This window comes from Rhodovulum visakhapatnamense (assembly GCF_004365965.1).
GTDB lineage: Bacteria > Pseudomonadota > Alphaproteobacteria > Rhodobacterales > Rhodobacteraceae > Rhodovulum > Rhodovulum visakhapatnamense.
The window spans coordinates 110,781-131,655 of record NZ_SOEB01000002.1 but is presented as its reverse complement, the minus strand read 5'-3'; the positions used below and the strand labels follow the sequence as shown (position 1 = coordinate 131,655).

The 20,875-nt window shown below is 69.7% G+C and carries 15 protein-coding genes and 1 tRNA gene; 9 read left to right on the top strand and 7 right to left on the bottom strand.

Annotation, left to right across the window (positions count from 1 at the left end; all coding sequences use genetic code 11):
* The first annotated feature begins 114 nt into the window (after positions 1 to 114).
* The 7 genes from EV657_RS02435 (at position 115) to EV657_RS02405 (ending at position 7,244) form a co-directional block, all read left to right on the top strand.
* Positions 115 to 1,332, top strand: coding sequence for a CaiB/BaiF CoA transferase family protein (locus tag EV657_RS02435; protein ID WP_134077025.1), 1,218 nt, complete (start codon positions 115 to 117; stop codon positions 1,330 to 1,332).
* Positions 1,333 to 1,443: 111 nt separating this feature from the next.
* Positions 1,444 to 2,442, top strand: coding sequence for a TRAP transporter substrate-binding protein (locus tag EV657_RS02430; RefSeq protein ID WP_134077024.1), 999 nt, complete (start codon positions 1,444 to 1,446; stop codon positions 2,440 to 2,442).
* A gap of 87 nt (positions 2,443 to 2,529) precedes the next feature.
* On the top strand, positions 2,530 to 3,057 hold the full coding sequence (locus tag EV657_RS02425) for a TRAP transporter small permease (RefSeq protein WP_243628029.1): 528 nt from the start codon (positions 2,530 to 2,532) through the stop codon (positions 3,055 to 3,057).
* On the top strand, positions 3,054 to 4,325 hold the full coding sequence (locus EV657_RS02420; RefSeq protein WP_113670175.1) for a TRAP transporter large permease: 1,272 nt from the start codon (positions 3,054 to 3,056) through the stop codon (positions 4,323 to 4,325). Before EV657_RS02425 ends, EV657_RS02420 begins: the two co-directional genes overlap by 4 nt.
* A gap of 40 nt (positions 4,326 to 4,365) precedes the next feature.
* Positions 4,366 to 5,661 (top strand): TRAP transporter large permease, encoded by a 1,296-nt coding sequence (locus tag EV657_RS02415; protein ID WP_134077022.1) that lies wholly within the window; start codon positions 4,366 to 4,368, stop codon positions 5,659 to 5,661.
* Positions 5,662 to 5,702: 41 nt separating this feature from the next.
* Positions 5,703 to 6,737 carry a TRAP transporter substrate-binding protein gene (locus tag EV657_RS02410; RefSeq protein ID WP_134077021.1) on the top strand — a complete coding sequence of 345 codons (1,035 nt, stop codon included), beginning with the start codon at positions 5,703 to 5,705 and terminating at the stop codon, positions 6,735 to 6,737.
* A gap of 15 nt (positions 6,738 to 6,752) precedes the next feature.
* Positions 6,753 to 7,244, top strand: coding sequence for a TRAP transporter small permease (locus tag EV657_RS02405; protein ID WP_202241367.1), 492 nt, complete (start codon positions 6,753 to 6,755; stop codon positions 7,242 to 7,244).
* A gap of 671 nt (positions 7,245 to 7,915) precedes the next feature.
* Here EV657_RS02405 and EV657_RS22050 read toward each other — a convergent pair.
* On the bottom strand, positions 7,916 to 8,449 hold the full coding sequence (locus EV657_RS22050; RefSeq protein WP_243837467.1) for a hypothetical protein: 534 nt from the start codon (positions 8,447 to 8,449) through the stop codon (positions 7,916 to 7,918).
* On the opposite strand from EV657_RS22050, the gene EV657_RS02395 reads away from it, so the two are divergent.
* On the top strand, positions 8,414 to 9,082 hold the full coding sequence (locus EV657_RS02395; protein ID WP_243837466.1) for a tyrosine-type recombinase/integrase: 669 nt from the start codon (positions 8,414 to 8,416) through the stop codon (positions 9,080 to 9,082). The genes EV657_RS22050 and EV657_RS02395 overlap by 36 nt on opposite strands.
* Positions 9,083 to 9,102: 20 nt before the next feature.
* Here the strand turns inward: EV657_RS02395 and EV657_RS02390 are convergent.
* The 3 genes from EV657_RS02390 to glpX form a co-directional block, all read right to left on the bottom strand.
* Positions 9,103 to 9,177: transfer RNA gene (locus tag EV657_RS02390), tRNA-Glu, on the bottom strand.
* A 99-nt stretch (positions 9,178 to 9,276) separates the two neighbouring features.
* Complete coding sequence (gene recJ / locus EV657_RS02385) at positions 9,277 to 11,025, bottom strand: single-stranded-DNA-specific exonuclease RecJ (RefSeq protein WP_134077018.1); 1,749 nt, start codon at positions 11,023 to 11,025, stop codon at positions 9,277 to 9,279.
* A gap of 3 nt (positions 11,026 to 11,028) precedes the next feature.
* On the bottom strand, positions 11,029 to 12,000 hold the full coding sequence (gene glpX, locus EV657_RS02380) for a class II fructose-bisphosphatase (protein WP_113670181.1): 972 nt from the start codon (positions 11,998 to 12,000) through the stop codon (positions 11,029 to 11,031).
* A 149-nt stretch (positions 12,001 to 12,149) separates the two neighbouring features.
* Here glpX and EV657_RS02375 point away from each other — a divergent pair, with 149 nt between their 5' ends.
* The gene (locus EV657_RS02375) at positions 12,150 to 12,815 is read left to right on the top strand and encodes an SOS response-associated peptidase (protein WP_134077017.1); all 666 of its coding nucleotides are present in this window, start codon (positions 12,150 to 12,152) and stop codon (positions 12,813 to 12,815) included.
* A 4-nt stretch (positions 12,816 to 12,819) separates the two neighbouring features.
* On the opposite strand, the gene EV657_RS02370 is transcribed toward EV657_RS02375, so the two are convergent.
* From EV657_RS02370 to EV657_RS02360, 3 genes are read right to left on the bottom strand one after another with little or no spacing between them, the layout of a single operon-like run.
* Positions 12,820 to 16,131, bottom strand: coding sequence for a hypothetical protein (locus tag EV657_RS02370; RefSeq protein WP_134077016.1), 3,312 nt, complete (start codon positions 16,129 to 16,131; stop codon positions 12,820 to 12,822).
* A complete protein-coding gene (locus EV657_RS02365) occupies positions 16,128 to 18,044 on the bottom strand; it encodes a trypsin-like serine peptidase (protein WP_134077015.1) in 1,917 nt (638 codons plus the stop codon). Before EV657_RS02365 ends, EV657_RS02370 begins: the two co-directional genes overlap by 4 nt.
* A gap of 5 nt (positions 18,045 to 18,049) precedes the next feature.
* Positions 18,050 to 20,812 (bottom strand): S8 family serine peptidase, encoded by a 2,763-nt coding sequence (locus EV657_RS02360; protein ID WP_134077014.1) that lies wholly within the window; start codon positions 20,810 to 20,812, stop codon positions 18,050 to 18,052.
* Positions 20,813 to 20,875: the final 63 nt, after the last annotated feature.

Below are 20,875 nucleotides of genomic sequence, written 5' to 3'. Positions count from 1 at the left end.
TTTCCCTCCCCGAGCAAGAAATCCGTTGAGACCCTCTTTCAGATTTGTATACATTATTTCCAAAGAGAGTCGAGGCACGGCATGCTGCGCCGCGACAAGGGAGAGGGAAGACCAATGCCAAGCGAAGAAACGGCCGCGCGACGCGGGCCGCTGAACGATGTCCGCGTGCTGGAAATGGGGCAGCTGCTGGCGGGGCCGTTCTGCGGGCAGTTGCTGGCCGATTTCGGCGCCGAGGTGATCAAGTGCGAACAGCCGGGGGTGGGCGATCCGCTTCGGGTCTGGGGGCAGGAAAAGCCCTATGGCAAGTCGCTCTGGTGGCCCATCGTGGCGCGCAACAAGAAATCGCTGACGCTGAACCTGCGCACCGAAGAGGGCCAGGAGATCGTGCGCGAGCTGATCCGCTCGACCGATATCCTGATCGAGAATTTTCGCCCCGGCACGATGGAACGCTGGAACCTCGGCTATGAGGATCTGAAGAAGATCAATCCGCGGCTGATCATGGTCCGCGTCACCGGCTTCGGCCAGACCGGGCCCTATTCCCGCCGCGCGGGCTATGGCGCCATCGGCGAGGCGATGGGGGGCTTGCGCTATGTGGTGGGCGACCCCTCGACCCCGCCCAGCCGGATGGGGATCTCGATCGGCGACGAGCTGGCGGCGGTCTATGCCTGCATGGGCGCGCTGATGGCGCTGCATGCCCGCGAGCGGACCGGCCAGGGCCAGGTCGTCGACAGCGCGATCTACGAGGCGGTTCTGGCGATGATGGAAAGCACCGTCAGCGAGTACCATGTCGCGGGCTATGTCCGCGAACGGACCGGCGCGACGCTGCCCAATGTCTCGCCCTCGAACGTGTTCGAGACCCGCGACGGCAAGCTTTTGCTGATCGCCGCCAATCAGGACACGGTGTTCCGCAGGCTCGCCTCGGCGATGGGGCGGCCCGATCTGGCCGAGGATCCGCGTTATGCCACCCATTCGGCGCGGGGTGCGCACATGACCGAACTCGACGCCCTGATCAACGACTGGACCCGCACGCTGGATCTGAAGCCGCTGGAAGAGACGCTGCACGAGAACGGCGTGCCCTGCGGGCTGATCTACAGCGCGGCGGAAATGCTGGACGACCCGCATTTCAGGGCGCGCGAGGCCATCGTCGAGCTGCCGCATCGCGATTTCGGCTCGATCAAGATGCAGAACGTGGCGCCGCGCCTGTCGGACACGCCGGGCGAGATCCGCCATGCCGGTCCCGAGCTGGGCGAGCATACCGACGACATCCTGCTGAACGATCTGGGGCTTTCGCCCGACCGGCTGGACCGGCTGCGTGCGGAGGGCGTGATCTGACGTTCTGACGGGCTCCCGCGCTCCGGAGGAGGGCCGCGCGGGAGACATTGGGCGGCACCGACCGTCCGTCATTCGCCGGTCGAGGAACCGGCACATCCTGGGAGGATTACCATGAAACCCTATATTATTGCCGCCCTGCTGGCGGGAAGCGCGTTGGCGGGCACGACCGGGCAGGCGCTGGCCGAAAAGACCCTGCGCGCGACCGTTCAGGTGTCCGTCGATCATCCGATCGGCGCCAATGTCGTCACCTTCAAGGAGGCGCTCGAAGAGCTTTCGGGCGGCGAGATCGAGGTCGAGATCTACGACAGCGCCCAGCTCTTCAAGGGCAGCGAGGTGCCGAAGGCGGTCGCCAGCGGCGCGATCGACATGGGGGTGGTGCTGGCCGACGAATATTCCGGCACCGTGCCTGCCGCGGGCATCTTCAGCGAGCCGTTCCTGTTTCCCAGCTACGAGGTGCTGGCCAAGGCCGCCGAGCCCGAAAGCCCGGTGCGCCAGACCTTCGACCGGCTGATCGGCGAGACCGGCACAAAGGTGCTGTGGTGGCAGGATTACGGGCCCGTCCAGATCCTGTCGAAGGACCACCCGATCCGCACGCCTGCCGACATGAAGGGCAAGCTGGTGCGCGCGCTGGGCAAGCCGCTTGGCGATTTCATCGAGGCCGTCGGCGGCACGCCGGTCGTCATGGGCGGGTCGGAACAGTTCATGGCCTATCAGCGCGGCACCGTCGATATCGGCATGAGCGGCACCACCGCCGTCAAGTCGCGCAAGCTTTACGAGGTGATGGACCACGTCACCATGACCAACCATTCTCTGGCCGAGTTCATCGTGGTGATCAACCCGGCGACCTATGACGGGCTCAGCGATCAGGAACGCGCCTGGGTCGACGAGGCCGCCCAGCGGGCCGAGGCCGACCTGCGCGCCAAGACCCGGCAGCAGAACGAGGAGGCCGCGGCCTGGCTGGTCGAGACCGGCAATGCGACGGTGACCGAGTTGACCCCGGAAGAGATCGCGCAATGGCAGAAGGCCTCCGCGCCCGCCATCGACATCTTCATCAAGGATGCAGGCGCCACCGGACAGCAGCTCGTCGACGACATCCGCGCGCTGTACTGATCGCGCTCCGCCATGACCGAAGGCACGCACGCGCCGCCGCCCCGGGACCCTTCGCGGGTCCCGGAACGCCTGGACGGACCCGCCCTGTTGCGGGCCGTCGACCGGCTGTCCGCCATCGCCGGGAGAGGCGCCGATCTGGCGCTCGTCGCGATCTGCGCGATGGTCACCTATGAGGCGCTGGCGCGCTACGTGCTGCACGCCCCCACGCGCTGGACCTCGGATGTGGCGACCACGCTTTTGCTGTGGCTGACCTTCGTCGCCATGGCGCAAAGCCTGCGGCAGCGGCGGATGATCCGCATCACCGCGCTGATCGGCGGGCGCAGCCCGACCGCGGCCCGGCTGATCGAGCTGTTCTCGCTGGTGGTCATCGGCGGGTTCTCGGCGATGGCGGTCTGGCTCTGCTGGGGCGAGATGCTGGAAAGCATCGCCATGGGGCGGCGCACCGCCAGCATGCTGCAACTGCCGCAATGGATCGTCGAGGCGCCGGTGGTGATCGGCTTCGCGCTGCTGGCGCTGCAGGCCTTCGCCGACGCGGCGCGGCTGTGGCTGCGGCCCGCACCCGATTTCGGCCATGGCGACGCAGGCGACCTGCCCGGCGAAAGGGATACCGCATGACCCCGGTTCTGATCATCGTCGGGCTGATCGCGCTTTTGCTGACCGGGCTGCCGGTCGCGTTCGGGCTGGCCTCGCTCGGCACGCTGCTGATCGTGCTGAAGGGGCTGCCGCTGGCGCTGATCCCCGCGAACCTCTTTGGCGGCGTCAACGATTTCGTGCTGATCGCGGTGCCGCTGTTCCTGTTCATGTCGAACATCCTGCTGCGGGGCGGGGTCGGGCGCGATCTCTTCGTGGCGCTGCAAAGCTGGGTCGGCCATTTCCCCGGCGGCCTCGGCATCGCGGCGCTTCTGTCCTGCGGGATCTTCGCGGCGATCTCGGGCAGTTCGGTCACGACCGCCGCCACCGTCGGCACCGTCGCCATCCCCGAGATGATCCGGCGCGGCTATGGCACCTCGTTCACGCTGGGGCTGCTGGCCGCGGGCGGGACGCTTGGCATCCTGATCCCGCCTTCGGTGCCGCTGATCGTCTACGGCGTCATCGCCGAGGAAAGCATCGGCAAGCTCTTCCTCGCGGGGATCGGGCCCGGTCTCGCGCTGATCCTGGTCTTCGGCATCTATGCGGTCTTCGCCGCCACCTTCGGCAGCCGCGCCACCCGGAGCGAGAAGGCCAGCTGGTCCGAGCGCCTTTCCGCCAGCCGCCGAGCCCTGCCGACCGCGCTTCTGGCGGTGCTGATGCTGGGCGGGATCTATTCGGGCGCCTTCACGCCCACGGAGGCCTCGGGCATCGGCGCCTCGGCCGCCCTTCTGATCACGGTGCTGCAACGCTCGCTGAGCTGGCAGGATTTCCTGGCGGCGCTGCGGGATTCGGTGATGACGACCTCGGTGATCTTCCTGATCGTCGTCGGCGCCAAGATCTTCGGCCGCGCGATCACGCTGTACCAGATCCCGGCCGAGGTCGCCGAGATGTTCTCGGTCGCGGGCGACAGCCGCTGGGTGTTCCTGCTGATCGTCTCGGCGATCCTGCTGTTCGTCGGACTGTTTCTCGAAAGCATGTCGATGCTTCTGATCATGGTGCCAGTGCTGTTGCCGACGGTGCTGGGCTTCGGCATCGACCCGGTCTGGTTCGGCGTCTATTTCGTCCTGCTGATCGAGATCGCGCTGATCACGCCGCCGGTCGGGCTGAACCTCTTCGTGATCCAGGCGATTGCCCGGACCGGGATCGGCACCGTGATCCGGGGCGTCACGCCCTTCGTCCTGCTGATGCTGCTGATCGCGGTCCTGATGTGCGCCCTGCCGGGGCTGGCCCTGCTGATCCCCTACGGGCTGTGATGCGCATGACCACCGATATTGAACCGAAAGGGACCGCCCGATGATCGAACCCGTCCTCGTGGTGGTCCTGCTGATCGGCCTGATCGGCATGGGCGCGCCGATCTTCCTGGCACTTGGCGCCAGCGGTCTTCTGGGGCTGTGGATGGCGCGCGGGCCGCTGGCCTTCTTCTTCGCGCCGACCTCGATCTTCGGCCAGCTCAATTCCTTCGAACTGATCGCGCTGCCGCTGTTCATCCTGATGGGCAACCTGCTGTCGGCAACGCCGGTCGGCACCAACCTCTTCCGCGCCGCAGCGATCTGGCTGTACTGGCTGAGGGGCGGGCTCGCCATCGCCACTGTGGGCGCCTCGGCGCTGTTCGGGGCGGTCTCGGGCGTGTCGGTGGCGGGTGTCGCCGCCGTGGGCTCGATCGCGGTGCCGCAGATGCTGGAACGCGGCTATTCGCGCGGGCTGGCGGCGGGGGCGGTGGTCTCGTCGGGGGCGCTGGCCATGCTGATCCCGCCCTCGGTGCCCTTCATCATCTATGGCGCGGTCTCGGGCGTGTCGGTCGGCGCGCTTTTCGTCGGCGGCATCGTGCCGGGACTGGCGCTGGCCGGGGCGCTGGCGCTTTACATCTACATCCGCGTTCGCCGCCATCCCGACCAGGCGCCCCGCGAAAGCGGCTCGCCGCCCCGCCCGGCCGAGATGCTGCGCGCGCTGGGCGGGATCTGGCATGCGCTGCTGCTGGTGGTGATCGTGCTGGGCGCGATCTACAAGGGCATCGCCACGCCCTCCGAGGCCGCGGCCTTCGGCGCCGCCGGGGCCTTCCTGATCGCGGCGCTGGTGTTCCGCTCGCTGAGCTTGCGCAGCTTCGGGCAGATCCTGGCCTCGTCGGTCAAGGTCTCCTGCACGATCCTGCTGATCATCGGCTGCGCCAAGATCTTCGGCGACTACCTCAACCTCGTGCGCGTCCCCGAGATCGTGACCGAGCGGCTGACCGCGACCAGCCTGCCCGACTGGGCGATCCTCGTGGTGCTGATGCTGGCGCTCGTGCTGCTGGGGATGCTGGTCGACGCCGTGTCGCTGATCGTAGTGACGACGCCGATCCTCTTGCCGCTGATCCTGGCGCTGGGCTACGACCCGCTGTGGTTCGGCATCATCCTGGTGATGAACCTCGAGATCGCGGTGGTGACCCCGCCGGTCGGGCTGAACCTCTATGCGTTGCGCGGGGTCTGCCCGATGCTCAGCGTCGAGGAGATCGTCCGCGCGGTGCTGCCCTTCGTGGCGGTCCAGTTCGTGATGCTGATGATCTTCGTGCTGTTTCCGGGGCTGAGCCTCTGGCTGCCCGGACTTCTGTGACCCGTTTCACATCAGGATACCAAAAGGGGAGGAAACCAGAGATGACCCAGACCAGACGCACTTTCCTGAAGACCGGCACGGCGCTGATGGGTGCGGGGGCCCTGCTGGGCGCGACCGGCGGACCCGCGCTGGCCGCAACCCGGCTGACCGGCGTCAGCTACCTGCCGCCCAGCTATCGCGCGCTGTCCTTCGGCTCTGCCGGGTTCGTCGAGCGGTTGAATGCCAGCGACGCGGTCGATGTCGACTATTACGACAGCGGCAAGCTTCTGAAGGCCGACGAACAGCTGGCGGCGCTGAGGGCCGGCACCATCGACTTCATGTTCCATACCACAAGCTACATCACCCGCTCGGTGCCGATCTTGGGCATCACCGGCCTGCCCGGCGTGGTCGAGGCGCTGTACGAGAACCCCGAGCGCCTGAGGAAGGGCAGCCCGCTGTTCGACCTGATCAACGAAGAGCTCGCCAGGGAAGACCTCTACATGGTCTCGATGATGGGCAATGTGCTCGAGCCCGAATATCTCTGGTCGAGCGCGGGCGCTCCGATCCGGTCCATCGCCGACGTAAAGGGCAAGAAGGTCCGCGTCGTCAGCTTCGAGGGCACCAAGGTCGTCGAGGGCTTCGACGGCGCGGCCGTGCGGCTGCCCTCGTCCGAGCTGTATCTGGGGCTGCAGCGCGGCACCGTCGATGCGGCGGTGGCCAATATCTCGACCATCATCGGCCGGTCGCTGCAGGAACAGCTGCACCATGTCTACCGCCTGCCGATCACCGGCTTCGGCATCGGGCTTTTCGTCACGCCGCAGCGCTGGGAAAAGATGGGCGACGAGGTGCGCGCGGCCTTCGAGACCGCGGCCGACTGGTTCGACGCCAATGGCGCGAAGGAGGCCAACGAGGTGATCTACCGCGACGATTACTGGCCTGCCATCGAGGCGGCCGGGATCGAGGTGATCGACCCGACCGGCGAGGATCTCGCCGCGCTCGACGCCGCCGCCGAAGAGGTGCGCGCGGCCTGGATCGCGGATGTCGGCGAAGAGACCGGCCACCGCGCCATCGCGCTGGCCACCGGCCAGGCCGGCTGACCGGGGAGGGGCGCCGTGAGACAGGTCTTCACCCGCATGGTTCAGGGCACCCGGATCGTGGGCCAGCTGGTGCTGGTCTTCATCGTGGTGACGATCTGCTATGACGCGATCCAGCGTTACGCCTTCGCGGCGCCCACCTCCTGGTCGCTGGAGGTCAACACCTTCCTGCTGATCTATGTCGCGGTCATGGTCGCGGCCGATGTCCAGCGCACCGACGGCCATATCCGCATCACCTTCTTCGTCGAGAATGCCGCGCCCCTGATCCGCCGCGCCGCACGCGCCGTTGTCGCGCTGACCGGTATCGCCTTCGCGGGCATCCTGACCTGGCGCGGCGCGCTGATGGCAGAGCAGGCCTGGGACTATGGCGAACGGGTCTCGTCCGGTTTCGGCACGCCGATGGTGTTGCCCTACGCGCTTTTGCCGCTCGGGTTCGGGACGCTGGCCCTGCAGTTCCTGTTCGACCTGATCGACGCGCTTTGGGGCGATTCCCCGGATCAGGCCGGATAACGGAGGCCGCCTCGCGACCATCGCAGATCGGACCCCGTCGGCGGCGCGGCCTTTCATTGCCGGGTCCCGGGGAAGAGCCGCAAGCCCGGTTCGCGGCTCTCGCGCACTGCGTGGCGGACGCGGTGGTATATTCCGCCATCGGTCCGTAAGGCGCTGAAGTGCTTATTTATGGGGGGTAGGGCCATAAGGCGCGGCATGCACTTGTGCGCTCAGTAGGTCACGCAGGACATGCTGTTTCCAACTGGTCTGCACTGCGTGACGTTTCCGCCGGCCGACCTTGCTCTTTCTTCGTAGTAGGCAGCGACGCATGCCTCCGTGGCAGCGCGCCCCAACTCGGAAAGGTAGATCGGGCAACCTTCCTTGGTTGTCGCGGGTTGGCAGGCCACGAGCGGAAGGACCGAAGCCAGCAGCAGGAAAACTCGCATGGACCATCCCCTAAATTCCAACGCTGGTAGCCTGCCAGGATCAGGGAAAATGGAAAATGAAAATTCGCGCGGCAGGGGGTGGAGTGCGTCAGCGCGAAGGCCCGATTTCCCCCCTCGGACAAAGCCCCCCCGGGGTCGGGGGAGCCTTCCGTCGCGCCGCAGTCAGCCGCCGACCGACTTGCTGCCTTCGGGCGCCAGCATCGCCGCCGGCGCCGCCAGCGTGCGGACGCAGGCCACCGGCAGCCCTTAGGTCAGGTCAGCCCAGAAATCCAGCGACCGGCCGGAGGCGCGACGGGCCGCGATCAGCAGGTCCAGCACTTCCTCCCGGTCGCCCTCAGACCTCGCCCCGAAGCGGGTGAGCGCGGCCCATTCTTTCCCGCGGACCTCGGTCAGGTGCTCCGCGCGCCGCTCTGCCGAGCGAAGGATCGCATGGAAGGCGTCCCACTCCGGCGCGCCGCCGGTCGACCCGGGCAGACCCTCAGCCGCGAGCCGCAAGGCGGTCACCAGTCCGCTCAGGTTCGAGATCACGGCTTCGGAGCCGTTGTAGGCGTCGCGCACTTGCCGAAAAGGATCGCTCGTCCCTGTCCTATCCTTCCGTCCGTCGCGCGCAGGGCCGTGCCTCTGATGAGTCTGGCGGCTGAAGTCCGGCCAGCGCGCCCGCTCGTCTGGGGTGGCGGTCAGCAGCGCCGCCACAAGGGCGGCCTCGCTGGCACGAGCGTTTGGCGGATTGAGGCTTCCTTGCCCATGCTCTTCAACTTCGCGGCCAAGAAGTTCGGCCATACCGGCTCGAATCCGGCGCGGTATGCGGAGCGGATGAAGACGAACCCGGACGGGTTGCACACCTGGACGGAAGAGGAGGTGGACCGCTTCCTCAAACGGCACGGGCCGGGAACCAAGGCACGCCTTGTCATGTTGCTGGCGCTCAATACGGGCATGGCGCGGCAGGACCTCGCCTGCGTCGGCCGCCAGCACATCAAGAAAGAGGGTCGGATCGACTATCGTCGGCACAAGACCTCCGTGGCGGCCGATCTGCCGATTCTCTCGGAGCTGGCCGAGGAACTGCGCCATGTCCCCAAGCAAAGGATGCTGTTTGTGACGCAGGACAACAGCGCCAAGCCCTATGCCGTCGCGTCGCTGGGCAACTGGTTTCGGGACAGGTGCGTCGAAGCCAATGTGCCGGGCTCGCTGCATGGCTTGCGCAAGGCCGGGGCCACTCGGCTTGCGGATGCCGGGGCAAGTGAATGGGAGATCGCTTCCTACCTTGCCCACACCGATACGACCCAAGCGGCAGTCTACACCAAGAGGGCCAACCGGGCGCGTCTTGCGGACAGCGGATCTGCGAAGCTGAGGGCGGTGAAAATGTCCAACCTGTCGGAAGAGTCGGACGGGAAGGAGGGAAAAGCCAATGAATAACAATGACTTAACGCACAAACTGGCAGCCCGTAGGGGAATCGAACCCCTCTTTCCAGGTTGAAAACCTGGCGTCCTAACCGATAGACGAACGGGCCAGCGTTGTGCGTGGCGCGGTAAGTAGGCAAATCCTCGGGGGGGCGCAAGAGGTTTTTTCGACCCGTGACACAGATTTTTCATGTGCCGCGGCGTGGATCTCAGTCCGCCAGCGCGGCGTCCTCCAGCCGAAGCTGAACCGACTGGCGGCCGTTCCAGATATTGACCTCGAGCCGCCCCGCCAGATGGACCCGGGCGCCGCCATGGCCTTCGAGAAACGGACCGAGCGGGCCGTCGAAGGCGCCGAAGGCGATGGCGCCGATGCGGGCGCCCAGCCCGTCGCCGAAGCTGATCTTAAGATGCGACTCGCCCACCCGGCGGACATGCTGGATGGCGCAGTCGGCAAAGGCAAAGCGGGGGGCGGGAGCCCCGGCACCGAAGGGGCCCGCGCGCTCGATCTCGTCGATCAGCTCGACCGTGGCGGCGCCCGGCATCAGCAGGGCATCGAGCCTCAGATCGGCCGGTCCCATCGTTCCCGCACCCTGACGGGCCAGAAGCTCGCCCAGCCGCACCATGGCGGGCTCCAGCCGGTCTCGTGCGACCGTCAGCCCCGCCGCCATCCGGTGCCCGCCACCCTTGACGAGCAGCCCCTCGGCGGCAAGCCGGTGGATCGCAGCGCCCAGATCGACGCCTGAAACCGACCGTCCGGACCCCTTGCCCTCGTCGCCATCGAAACCGATCACCACGGCGGGGCGGTTGGTGGCCTCTTTCAGACGGCTCGCGACGATGCCGACGACGCCCGGATGCCAGCCCTCGCCCGCGGCCCAGACCAGAGGACCCTCGGTGCCGCGCGCCTCGGCCTGGTCGAGGGCTGCGGCCCGCACCGCGGCCTCGATCTCGCGCCGCTCGGTGTTGAGCTGGTCGAGCCGTTCGGCCAGCGCCGCGGCCTCGTCGGGGTCGGCGGTCGCCAGCAGCCGCGCGCCCAGATCGGCCTGGCCGATCCGCCCGCCCGCATTGACCCGGGGGCCGAGCAGGAAGCCCAGATGATAGGGCGTGGGGGCACTGTTCATCCGCGCCACGTCGGCCAGCGCCACCAGACCGGGGCGCTGGCGCCGGGCCATGATCTTCAACCCCTGGCGCACCAGCGCGCGGTTGACGCCGGTCAGCGGCGCGACGTCGGCCACGGTGGCCAGTGCCACAAGATCCAGCGATTGCAGCAGGTCGGGGCCGCGCAGCCCGCGCTCGCGCATCTGCCGGTTCACCTCGACCAGCAGCAGGAAGACCACGCCCGCGGCGCAGAGATGGCCAAGGCTGCCATCCTCGTCCTGCCGGTTGGGGTTGACCACGGCCAGGGCGGGGGGCAGGGTCTCGGCGCCGAGGTGGTGATCCAGCACCACGACATCGGTGCCACCGGCCGCGGCGATGGGCTCGTGGCTGAGCGTGCCGCAATCGACGCAGACGATCAGATCGTGATCGCGCGCCAGGGCCTGCATCGCGGGCACGTTGGGGCCATAGCCCTCGTCGATGCGGTCGGGGATATACAGCGTGGCGCCGTGGCCCATGGCGCGCAGCCAGGTCAGCAGCAGCGCCGCCGAGGCGCCGCCATCGACGTCGTAATCGGCAAAGACCGCGATCCGCTGGCGCCCGATCAGCGCCTCCAGCAGCCGTTCGGCGGCCCGGCCCATGTCGCGCAGCGACAGAGGGTCGGGCAGCAGGTCCTTGAGGGTCGGGTCCAGAAAGGCGGGCACCGCCTCGGGCGCCACCCCGCGCCGGGCCAGCACGGCCGCGACGGCGGGCGACAGCAGGGCGGTCTGCGCCAGAGCCTCGGCCTGGCGCGCCTCTTCCTCCGACGGGCCGACCCAGCGCCGCCCGGTGGCCGATGTCTCGACCCCGAGATACGCGCGCGTCATGCCTTACTTGGTGGGGTTGCGGTAGAACATCCGCCGCACCGACCCGGTCTTCGACCGCATCAGCAGGGTTTCGGAGGTCAGATACCCTACCTCGCGCTTGATCCCCGGCAGAAGCGACCCGTCGGTGACGCCGGTCGCGGCGAAGATCACATCGGCCTGCACCAGGTCGTCGCGGGCATAGACCCGGTCCAGATCGGTGATCCCGGCCTTGGCCGCCCGGCCGCGCTCGTCGTCGTTGCGGAACAGGAGCTTGCCCCACATCTGCCCGCCCATGCATTTCAGCGCGGCGGCGGCCAGAACGCCCTCGGGGGCGCCGCCCGAGCCCATATACATGTCGATGCCGGTGCGGCCGCGATCGGCGCAATGCATGATGCCCGCGACGTCGCCATCGGTGATCAGCCGGATCGCGGCGCCGGTCGCGCGGACCTCGGCGATCAGGTCCTCATGCCGGGGGCGTTCGAGGATGCAGACGGTGATGTCGTCGGCGCCGCCGCCCTTGGCCTCGGCCAGAACCCTGACCCGTTCCGAGGGCGACATGTCGAGCGTGACCAGATCCTCGGGATAGCCCGGCCCGATGGCCAGCTTTTCCATGTAGACGTCGGGGGCGTGCAGCATGGTGCCGCGCGGACCCATGGCGATCACCGCCAGCGCGTTCGGCATGTCCTTGGCGGTCAGCGTGGTGCCCTCCAGCGGGTCGAGCGCGATGTCGACCGCCGGGCCGTCGCCGGTGCCGACCTCTTCGCCGATGAACAGCATCGGCGCCTCGTCGCGCTCGCCCTCGCCGATGACCACGACGCCCTTGATGTCGAGTTCGTTCAGCCGCCGACGCATTGCATCCACCGCCGCCTGGTCGGCCGCCTTCTCGTCGCCGTGGCCGATCAGCTTGGCCGAGGCCATGGCCGCCGCTTCGGAGACCCGAGCCAGCCCGAGGGACAGCATCCGGTCGTTGAAATCGACAGGGGGGTTCTTGGTCATGGGAATGCCTTTTGGGACAGGAAATTTCTGTTGCGCCCATCTAGCCCCCCGCTCCCTGCAAGGGCAAGGGGGCGCGCCGACGCGGTCGGCTGGGTTGCGCCGGGCGCGCGGCTGTTGACAGCCCGCGCGCGGCGCGGCTTCCATGGCGCATGTGCGGACGCTTCGCGATCACGATGCCGACAGAGGCGATGGCCGAGCTTTTCGGGGCGGTGCCCGGCAACGATCTTTCCGGCGGCCCCGATTACAACATCTGCCCCACCGACACGGTGGCCGCCGTGACCTCGGCCGAGGGGCTTCGGCGGCTGCGCCCGATGCGCTGGGGGTTCCTGCCGCATTGGTACAAGACGCCGACCGACGGGCCGCTTCTGATCAATGCCCGCGCCGATTCCGTGGCGCAGAAGCCCGCCTTCGCCGCCGCCGCGCGCCAGCGGCGCTGTCTGATCCCGGCTGCGGGCTTCTATGAATGGCAGAAAGGGCCGCAGGACGCCCGGCTGCCCTGGTACATCGCGCGCAGCGACGGCGCGCCCCTGGCCTTCGCCGCGATCTGGCAGGACTGGGAGCGCGACGGCCACAGCCTCACGACCTGCGCCATCGTCACCACCGAGGCCAACCGGGCGATGCAACCGGTCCATCACCGGATGCCGGTGATCCTCGACCCCGACGACTGGCCGCTCTGGCTGGGCGAGGCGGGGCATGGCGCGGCGGCGCTGATGCGTCCGGCAGACGATGGGGTGCTGTCTTTGCATCGGGTCGGGACGGCGGTGAATTCGAACCGCACTGACGGCCCCGAACTGATCGAACCGCTCGAGGCATGATCCCTCAGCCGGTCTCGCCGGGCCAGGTCCAGCGGCGGTCCATCTCGTCGAAAAGCGCCTTCAGGGCCTTCAGCTGGGGCGCCGGGCCGCGCGCGGCCATCTCGGTGACCAGCCGCGGCAGCAGCCCGCAAATATCGGCATAGCGGATCAGTTCAAGCGCGCGGTCGTGGCGGTCGAATTCGCTGGTGCGGGGCGCGACCAGTTCTTCCAGAGACCGCGCGGCCCGCTTTGGCCAGACCGGGGCGGCCGCGGCCACCGGCTCGAAACAGGCGGCGGCACGGGCGCGGGGCAGACGGTTCAACAGCGCGGCGGCAACGGCGCGATGCAACTCGGGCGTCTGGCCGCGTGCGATCAGGCGCAGCACAGGGGCAGGGACAGGCCCGTCCAGCCGGACCAGCGCCCGGATCTCGGTATCGCCGGGCGCGAAGGCCGCGCCCGCGAAGATGCGCTCGGCCTCGCTCTCGACCCGGCCGGGATCGGCGGCCAGCGCCTCGGCCAAAGCCGCGAAATCGGGCTTGCCGGGATGGCCCTCGACCAGCCCGCTGACAAGCCGCGGGACGTCGCTGGACCGGGCGAGCCAGTCCAGCAGATCGCGTGCCAGAAGCGGCAGATGCGCGGGCACCGCGAGAAAGCTCTTGTCGGTCCGCGTCGCAGCCCGCAGCACGGCGCGCCCCAGCGTCGCGCCGGTCAGAACCCGCACCAGCCGCAGCCCGGAGGGCGATTGCAGCATCGGAGATGTCTCGACTTCGGGCAGGCCATGCGGGCGATCCTGGCAAAGCGCGTCGAAATCGTAGAACGCTGCGCCAAGATCCACGCCCTCGGCCGCGATCAGCTTGGCATCCACCTCGCCAGAGGCGATCAGGCCGAACGGCCCGATCTCGCGCCAGCCGGAGGGCGGGGGCACGATCATCCCGGTCAGGGTCAATCGCCAGAGCCAGTGATCCTGCCAGGGCGTCTCGACCGGCAGCGGCCGGGTCAGGTCGGGCCATTGCCCGACCCGCGCCAGCGCGTCCCAGCCCATCGCCGAGACCTGTTCGAAATCGGCCTCGTCGAAGGCCAGTTCCATCGCATCCTGCAGGCGGCGGTCATTCAGCACCGCGCCGCCATCGCTATCGGGGTCGATCCAGTCGGCCAGGCGGGGCAGGGGATCTGCTGCGGCCGCCGCGTCTTCGGGCGGGAAGAGGTTCTGCATCGGCGGGTGCCGAATATCGCGGCGCCGGTTGACCACCACGAATTCGGACGCCTCGTGCAGGTCCGGCGGCGCGGACGCGCGGGGCGGGGGCATGGCGCGGGCGCCGGTCTGGCGCATGCTGCGCAGATCCTCCGCCTCGCGGGCCTCGCGGGCCAGATCTGGCGGCAGCGCGTCGATCTCGGCGCGCGACAGGGCCCCGGCCTGAGGCGCGAAATGCTTCAGCAGGGCGCGGACGGACAGGCGCATCACCTCAAGATCCTCGCCCGCCAGCGACAGCACCGCGCCCGCGCGCTCGGGATGGGCGCGCAGCCAGTCGGTATCGCCCTTCAGCGCCTGCAGATAGGCGGCCTCGTCGGGCAGGCCGTCGGCCTGATGCCGGGCGATGGCCGCGTCCAGCACCCGCAGATGGGAGGGCTCGGGCCGGCTCAGCATCATCGGCAGCATCACCCGGCGCACGTCGCGGCGGTGGCGGATGCGGGTGCCGCCCGGTTCGGTGCTGACCAGCCAGACCTGTTCGCCCAGCGCCCTGAAGGCGGCGGCGGCATGGCCCGGCGGGCTCAGGTCGACCCCGACCGCGGGCGCGATCACCTCGGCCAGCAGCGGTTCGGTCACCTCGCGCAGCAAGAGCCCCGGATGGGCCAGCGCCTTGATCGCGTCGCGGTCCAGCCCCTCGGGCAGGCCACGCACCCTGAGCCGGTCGAGAAACCGGCTGTACAGCGTCCGCAGGACGGTTTCGGCAGGCATCCCGGCCAGACCCTCGCGGCCGAGATCGTCGATCACACGGGCGCGGTCCTTCGCGGCAAGCCCGTCCAGATGGCGCCCGGTCAGCAGCAGGTGCAGCGGATGCCCGCCCACCGCCGCGACCAGTGCCGCCCGGGCCGGTTCGGGCAGTTCGGGGCAGCGCAGCGCCAGAAGCTCCCGCGCGTCTTCGGCCGCAAGCGCGGCCAGATCCAGCCAGGCGTCGAACCAGAGCGCGCGCAGGCGATCGTCGACCGGCGGCGCGGTGCGCCCCGAGGCGATGGCGGTGACCGCGCCCGGGCCTTCGCCGGCCAGCGACGCCAGCCGGTCGAGCCAGGCCAGCAGCCGGTAGAACAGCGTGAAGGTCGGGCTTTCGGCAAAGGCGTCGCGCATGTCCTGCGCGGTGATTTCCTCGATGGTATCCAGCACCACGGCGAAGGGCCGGGGCCCGGCCTCGGTCAGGATCGCGCGGGTATCTTCCAGCAGCAGGTCGGCCGCGCTGATGGTGGCCTCGCCGGTCATCGACTGGCGTTCCAGCGCGCGATTGCCGCGGGCGGCCGACAGCGGCCCGGCCAGATCGGGCGCCTGCATGCCGATCTGGCGGGTGACCTCCTCGGTCCAGGCGACCGGCCCCCCATGGGCCAGCGTCGTCTTGTCGAAATCGAAGCTTATGACCCAGCGCGGCGGCACCAGCCCGTCAAGCCGGGGCCTCAGATCGGCCAGAAAGGCCGATTTGCCCATGCCGGGCGAGCCGGTGATCAGCATCACCCGCGCGAGCCGCCCCGGATCGCCCGCCAGCGTTTCGGCCGGGGCGGGCGCCGCGGCCCCGGTCATGAAGGCCAGCGCCGCTGTCCGTTCGTCGGTGCGCCCGGACAGCGCGCGCGGCAGCACCAGCTTGCGCCGCGCCGCCTCGGCCAGCTCGAGCGAGCGGCGATAAAGCCCCATCTCGAAGGCGCGGACCTCGGCGCGGCGGTCGGCCGGGACCAGCGCCTGAGCCAGGATCGCCGCGCTGATTGCGGCGCGCAGCCGGGGCTGGCGGTCGTCGCCCTCGGGGCACAGCGCGTCGGCGTCGAGCGGCCCTGTCCCGGTCAGGCAGGCTTTCAGCGCGTGGCCGAAGGCGTCGTCCTTCAGGGGCGGGCGCTTGCGCCAGAGCCGCGCCAGCAGATCGGGCTGGCGGACCAGCGCCTTCAGGGTCTGGGCGCGCTCGGCGGTGTGCATGGTCCAGAGGATGTCCCCGTCGCGAACCACCTCGTGGCAAAGGGGCGCGAGCTGGCCCAGCGCCTCGGCGCGGCTGGCGGCATCGGTCGCGGCATAAAGGAACCGCGCCGGGGCGAAGGGGCCGGACAGCGCGGCATGGGCGATGGCACGGCGGGCTGGATCGGTCATGGCGCGCCGCCCGTGCCCAGAAAGGCCTTTTGCGCATGGCGGGTCAGCAACCGTGCCAGCGCCTCGGTCGGGCAGCCGGGCGGCACCATGTCATCCCCGGCCGCCAGCCCGGCCTCGGCCAGATCGCGCAAGAGCGCCGCCAGCCGCGGCGAGAATTCGTCGGGCGGCATGTCGCGGGTCAGAACCCCCTCGATCCAGGCGTTCAGCTCGGCCGGGCCGGGGGGCGCGGCCAGGTATTCGACCAGCGTCGCGTCCTGCAGATCGCCCAGCCCCTCCAGCCGCTTGGGCAGTCCGGCCAGCACGATCCTCAGCCGGGGCTCGCTGACCGCGCGGCGGTAAAGCGCGACCAGATAGTCCGATGCGCCCCACTGGGTGCCGATCGGGTCGGCGTCGATATCGTCGATCATCAGCCAGACCGTCTTGCCCGGCGCTGCCGTCAGCAGCGCCTGCACCGTGCGGTCGACCAGCACCCCGGTCGCATCGGCATCCAGCGTGGTCTCGCCCGAGGCGCCGGGCAGCTCGACCCGGGCCTCTGGACCCATCAGCCCGACGATCCGGCGCGCGGTGACGAAGGGGTCGGGGTCGATCTGCGAGGTCTCTATCAGCAGGACATGGTGGCGGTCGGGCGGCAGGCAGGCGGACAGTACCCGGTGGGTGAAGCTGCGCCCGATCCGGGGCCGCCGCGCGCCGGTCTGGTCGGGGCCGGTCAGCACCGCGATGATGCGCGCCCGCCCGTCGATCGCGCGGTGGATATGCTCCTGCAACTGGGTCCGCCCCAGGATCGGGAGGGCGCGGCCCGGGCTCCAGTAAAGCCGGGGCGGGGTCCGGACCAGTTCCGCTGTCAGCGCCGCCCCGGCATGGCGCGCGATCAGCGCCAGCGGGATCGCCCGGTTCACCCGGTCGCCGCCCAGCGCGCCCGCCTCGAACCCGGCATCGTGCATCGCGACCGGTCGCTTGTCGCCGTCAAGCACAAGCCCCCCCGAGGACCCGTGCAGCGCGTTCATCAGGTAGTGGATGCGGGGCGGCATCGGGTCCGCGTCGATCCCCAGGCCCTGCGGCGCGGGGGCACGGACATTGCCGACCACCTTCATCGGCTGGCCTTTCGGAAACTGCCACAGCTCAAGCCCCACGCCCACCGCGGGCGGGGCGGGGGCGGCGGCGATGTCGTAATGCCCGCGGGCATGCCCGGGCCGTCCGTCAAGCCGGAGGATCGCATAGTCGAGATGACCGGCCAGCGCGGCGGCGGTTTCGGCACTGGCGCCCGGCACGCTGGGGCTGGCGGTGAAAAGCCAGTCGGGACTGCCCCGGATATTGACCGGCGGCACCAGTTCGCGCTGGCCCATGTGATAGTCGAACCGCACCAGCGGCACGGCGTCAGGCTTTGGCGTCCCGGTGACCGGATCGAGCAACCCGGCCACGACATGGTGGTTGGTCAGCACCAGATGCGGGCCGATCAGAAAGCCCGATCCCAGCTCGTCGGCGATGGTCTTGCCGGGTGAATTCGGGTCGGGCCTTTCGCTGAGGATGAGACAGCAGCGCCGCAGCGCGTTCATCGTGCCGGTGGTGACGTCCAGCGCGGCGGCGAAATGCTGATGCGCATTGACCATGCTTTGCAGCTCGGGCCGGGCGTCGTCGCTGACCCCGGCCGAGAGATCGGAGAATTTCTGGAACACGAAGGCGACCAGCCAGCCATCGGCATTGGCCCGCTCCATCGCCGCGGCGAAATCCATCCGGTCGCGCTCGGCTCCGGCGGGCAACGGGTCGATCTGGTTGCGGGTCTCGGCCAGCTGCATGAAGGTCGGGGCCCGGTGCCGGGCGCCGATCTCGTCGAAGGCGGTCTCGAAGACGCTGCGCGAGACCCGCAGGCCCCGCGCAAGGCGCATGATCGCCGCCGTCGGAATGGCGTCGGGCATCGCCGTCAGATCCAGGCGGCGCCGGGGATCGGCCCAAGGCTGCTCTGGTCCACCCGTCCCAGCGCATGGGCCTTGTTGGCGGTCAGGGGCGCGCCGCTGAAATGCAGCCCCGCGACCGAGGGCGTCGCGGTGAACTGCACCAGCACCGAGCCCGAATTGCCGCCGAGCGTGGTGCAGTCATGGCTGGCGGCCCAGCCCTCGCTGTCGCCCGGCAGCATGCCCGGCCCCTGAATGACCCGGCCGGGCGCCACGTATTTGCGCCCGTAATCGGTGCCGAAGATCTCGCGCAGGCGATTGCCGATCTCGCGGCTGACCGCGCCGGTCGCGGGGTCCACGAAGGCCGACCGCCCCGGCCGGGCGGGATAGCCGATCACCACCATATCGGCCGCCTCGTCCATCTGCCGCGCCAGCGGCAACGCGCGCGGCAGGCCCGGGGCGGTCGCGTCAAGGCTCAGCAGCGCCATGTCCAGATGGCCCAGCCGCTCGACCCCATTGATCGGATCGGGCCCGGCCATGACGACGCCGGTCAGGGCATGGCGCTGGCTGCCATCGGCGGTTTCGGAAAAGTCGATGGTGACCGCCCCGCGGCCCAGCCGCCAGAGACTGCCGCCGGGACCCGCCAGTTCGTCGGCGCAGGCTTCCAGCACATGGCGGTTGGTCATCACCCGGCCGCCGCCGATCAGGAAGCCGGTGCCGATATGGGTGCCGTCGAGGTCGATCCGCCCGACCGAGCGGGTCCAGTCCGGCAGGTCGACCACCAGCCCGAGGAAGGGCGCCCAGTCGCCCGCCAGCGGATCGTCGGTATCGACGCTGCCGTCGATCACCCGGAAGGCGGGGCGGTCCTGGATCCGCACAAGCGCCTCGAGCGTGATGCGGCCGGGCAGGTCCAGCTCGTCCAGCCGGTTCTCGGCCGCCATGCGGATCACCTCCTCGGCGCCTTCCAGCATCCGGGCCTGCGCGTCGCGGTCGCCAAGCCCGGTGGCCTGCAGCCGGTCGAGACTGGCGCGGGTGCGCGCCATCAGCCGCCCCGCGCCCTCGCCCGCAAGGCGCGCCCGGGCCTCGTGCTCGGTCAGGTTCGCGCTCGATTCCGCAGTGCCGGGCTGGCCTGCCGCCAGCAGCTTCGCATATTGCGCCGAGGGGCCGGTGGCCGCGATCAGCGGCGGCGTGAAGGCGCCCGCGTCGGACCGCGCGGCCAGCCCGCGCATGACCGGCTCGGGCATGTGGCGGACAAGACCGGCGCTGGGGCGCGGGCTCGCCGTGGTCTCGACCGCGACGCCGGCGGCCCGGTTCTCGCGCAGCCAGGCGTCGTTCAGCAGATAGACCGCCTCGGTTCCGACCCGGGGCCAGTCGCCGTCGCCCATCTCGATGGCGTCAAAGCTGTCCTCCAGCGCGGCAAGGATCGCATCGTCGTCGGGCGGGGGCGCGGATTCGGGGGCCGCGAGCGGGCTGATGCGCGACAGGTCGAGCCGCAGAAGCGCGTCGGCATCGACGATGCCCGCGCCCATGCCCTGCGGCCAGTTCGCGGGCCGCCGCGCCGTTGCCTTAAGAGCCGTGCGGAAGAGGTCGGTGACGGTGATGCCGATCCGCGCGGCCTCGTCCCGGACGCGCTGGCGCCCCAGATGCTGGACCCAAAGCGCGGCCACGCCCGCGGTCAGCGCGGTCGCGAAGGACGTGCCCTGACTGGGCTCGGTCGTGCCCTGACCGTTGTCGCCGGGCTTGCGGCGCGCGACGCGGACATTCTCGGCCGGGGCGGCGGCGGCCACCTGGCGGCCGCGGCTGGTGCCCTTCCAGGGCTTGTCCAGATGGTTGGTCCCGGCCATGCCCACCACGTTCGGGTCGCGCGCGGGATAGACCACGATCGGCTGCACGCAATTGCCCGCAGCCGAGACGATCACGATCCCGGCCTGCGCGGCCGTCCGCAGCGCCGCCGCCATCGCCGGGGAATAAAGCGCGCCGCCCAGCGACATCGAGATCACGTCGGCGCCCGCATGCACCGCATGCAGGATCGCCCTGGCCACCGGCGTCGGGTCGAGCCCCAGAACCACCGCGTCGAGACAGCGGATCGGCGCCACCTTCGCCCCCGGCGCGGCGCCGAAGACCCGGCCCGCCGCGCGGCTGGCCACGGTCGAGGAGGTCGCGGTGCCATGGCCCGGATTGCCCATGGCCGTCGACAGCGGATCGGTCGGGTCGGCGGTGCCGGTCAGGGTGTTCCAGGCGTGTCCCAGATCCAGCGCCCCCGCCAGTTCGGGATGGTCGGCGACCCCGGTATCGGGCTGGGCCACCAGGACGCCCTGCCCGGTGATGCCGCGCGCCCAGACCGGCTTGACGTTGATCGCGCTTACCGCCCAGTCGTCGGGCAGCGCCTCGTCCTTCGCCACCCAGCAGGTGAGGGTGAGAAAGGCATCGGCCACGCTTTCGACCCGCTCGGGGTCCTCGGGCGCGCCGACGAAGCTGGCGCGGATGTCCGGCACCGCCGAGACCAGCTGCATCTCTTCGACCAGCGTGTCGGCCGCGTCGAACAGCGCCTCGGGTGAGACCCGCCGCCGCACCCCGGGAAACTGCAGCACCAGAAATTGCGGCAGCAGCGGGTCGAGCGGCTCAAGGCTGAAATGGTCGCCTCCCAGCATCCCCGCAAGGCGCGTGCGCTGGGCGTCGCAATCGGGCGGCGACGCGTATTCGAGCGTGAACCTCAAGCGATCCGGCGGCAGGCCGGGCTCGGCCTCGGGCGCCGCGACCGATTGCGCGGCAACAAGCAATTCCAGCGTCATCAAAAAATCCCCCCTGAAATCCCCTGCGGAAAGTATGCGCGCGAAAGCCCCAAAAACCAAGAC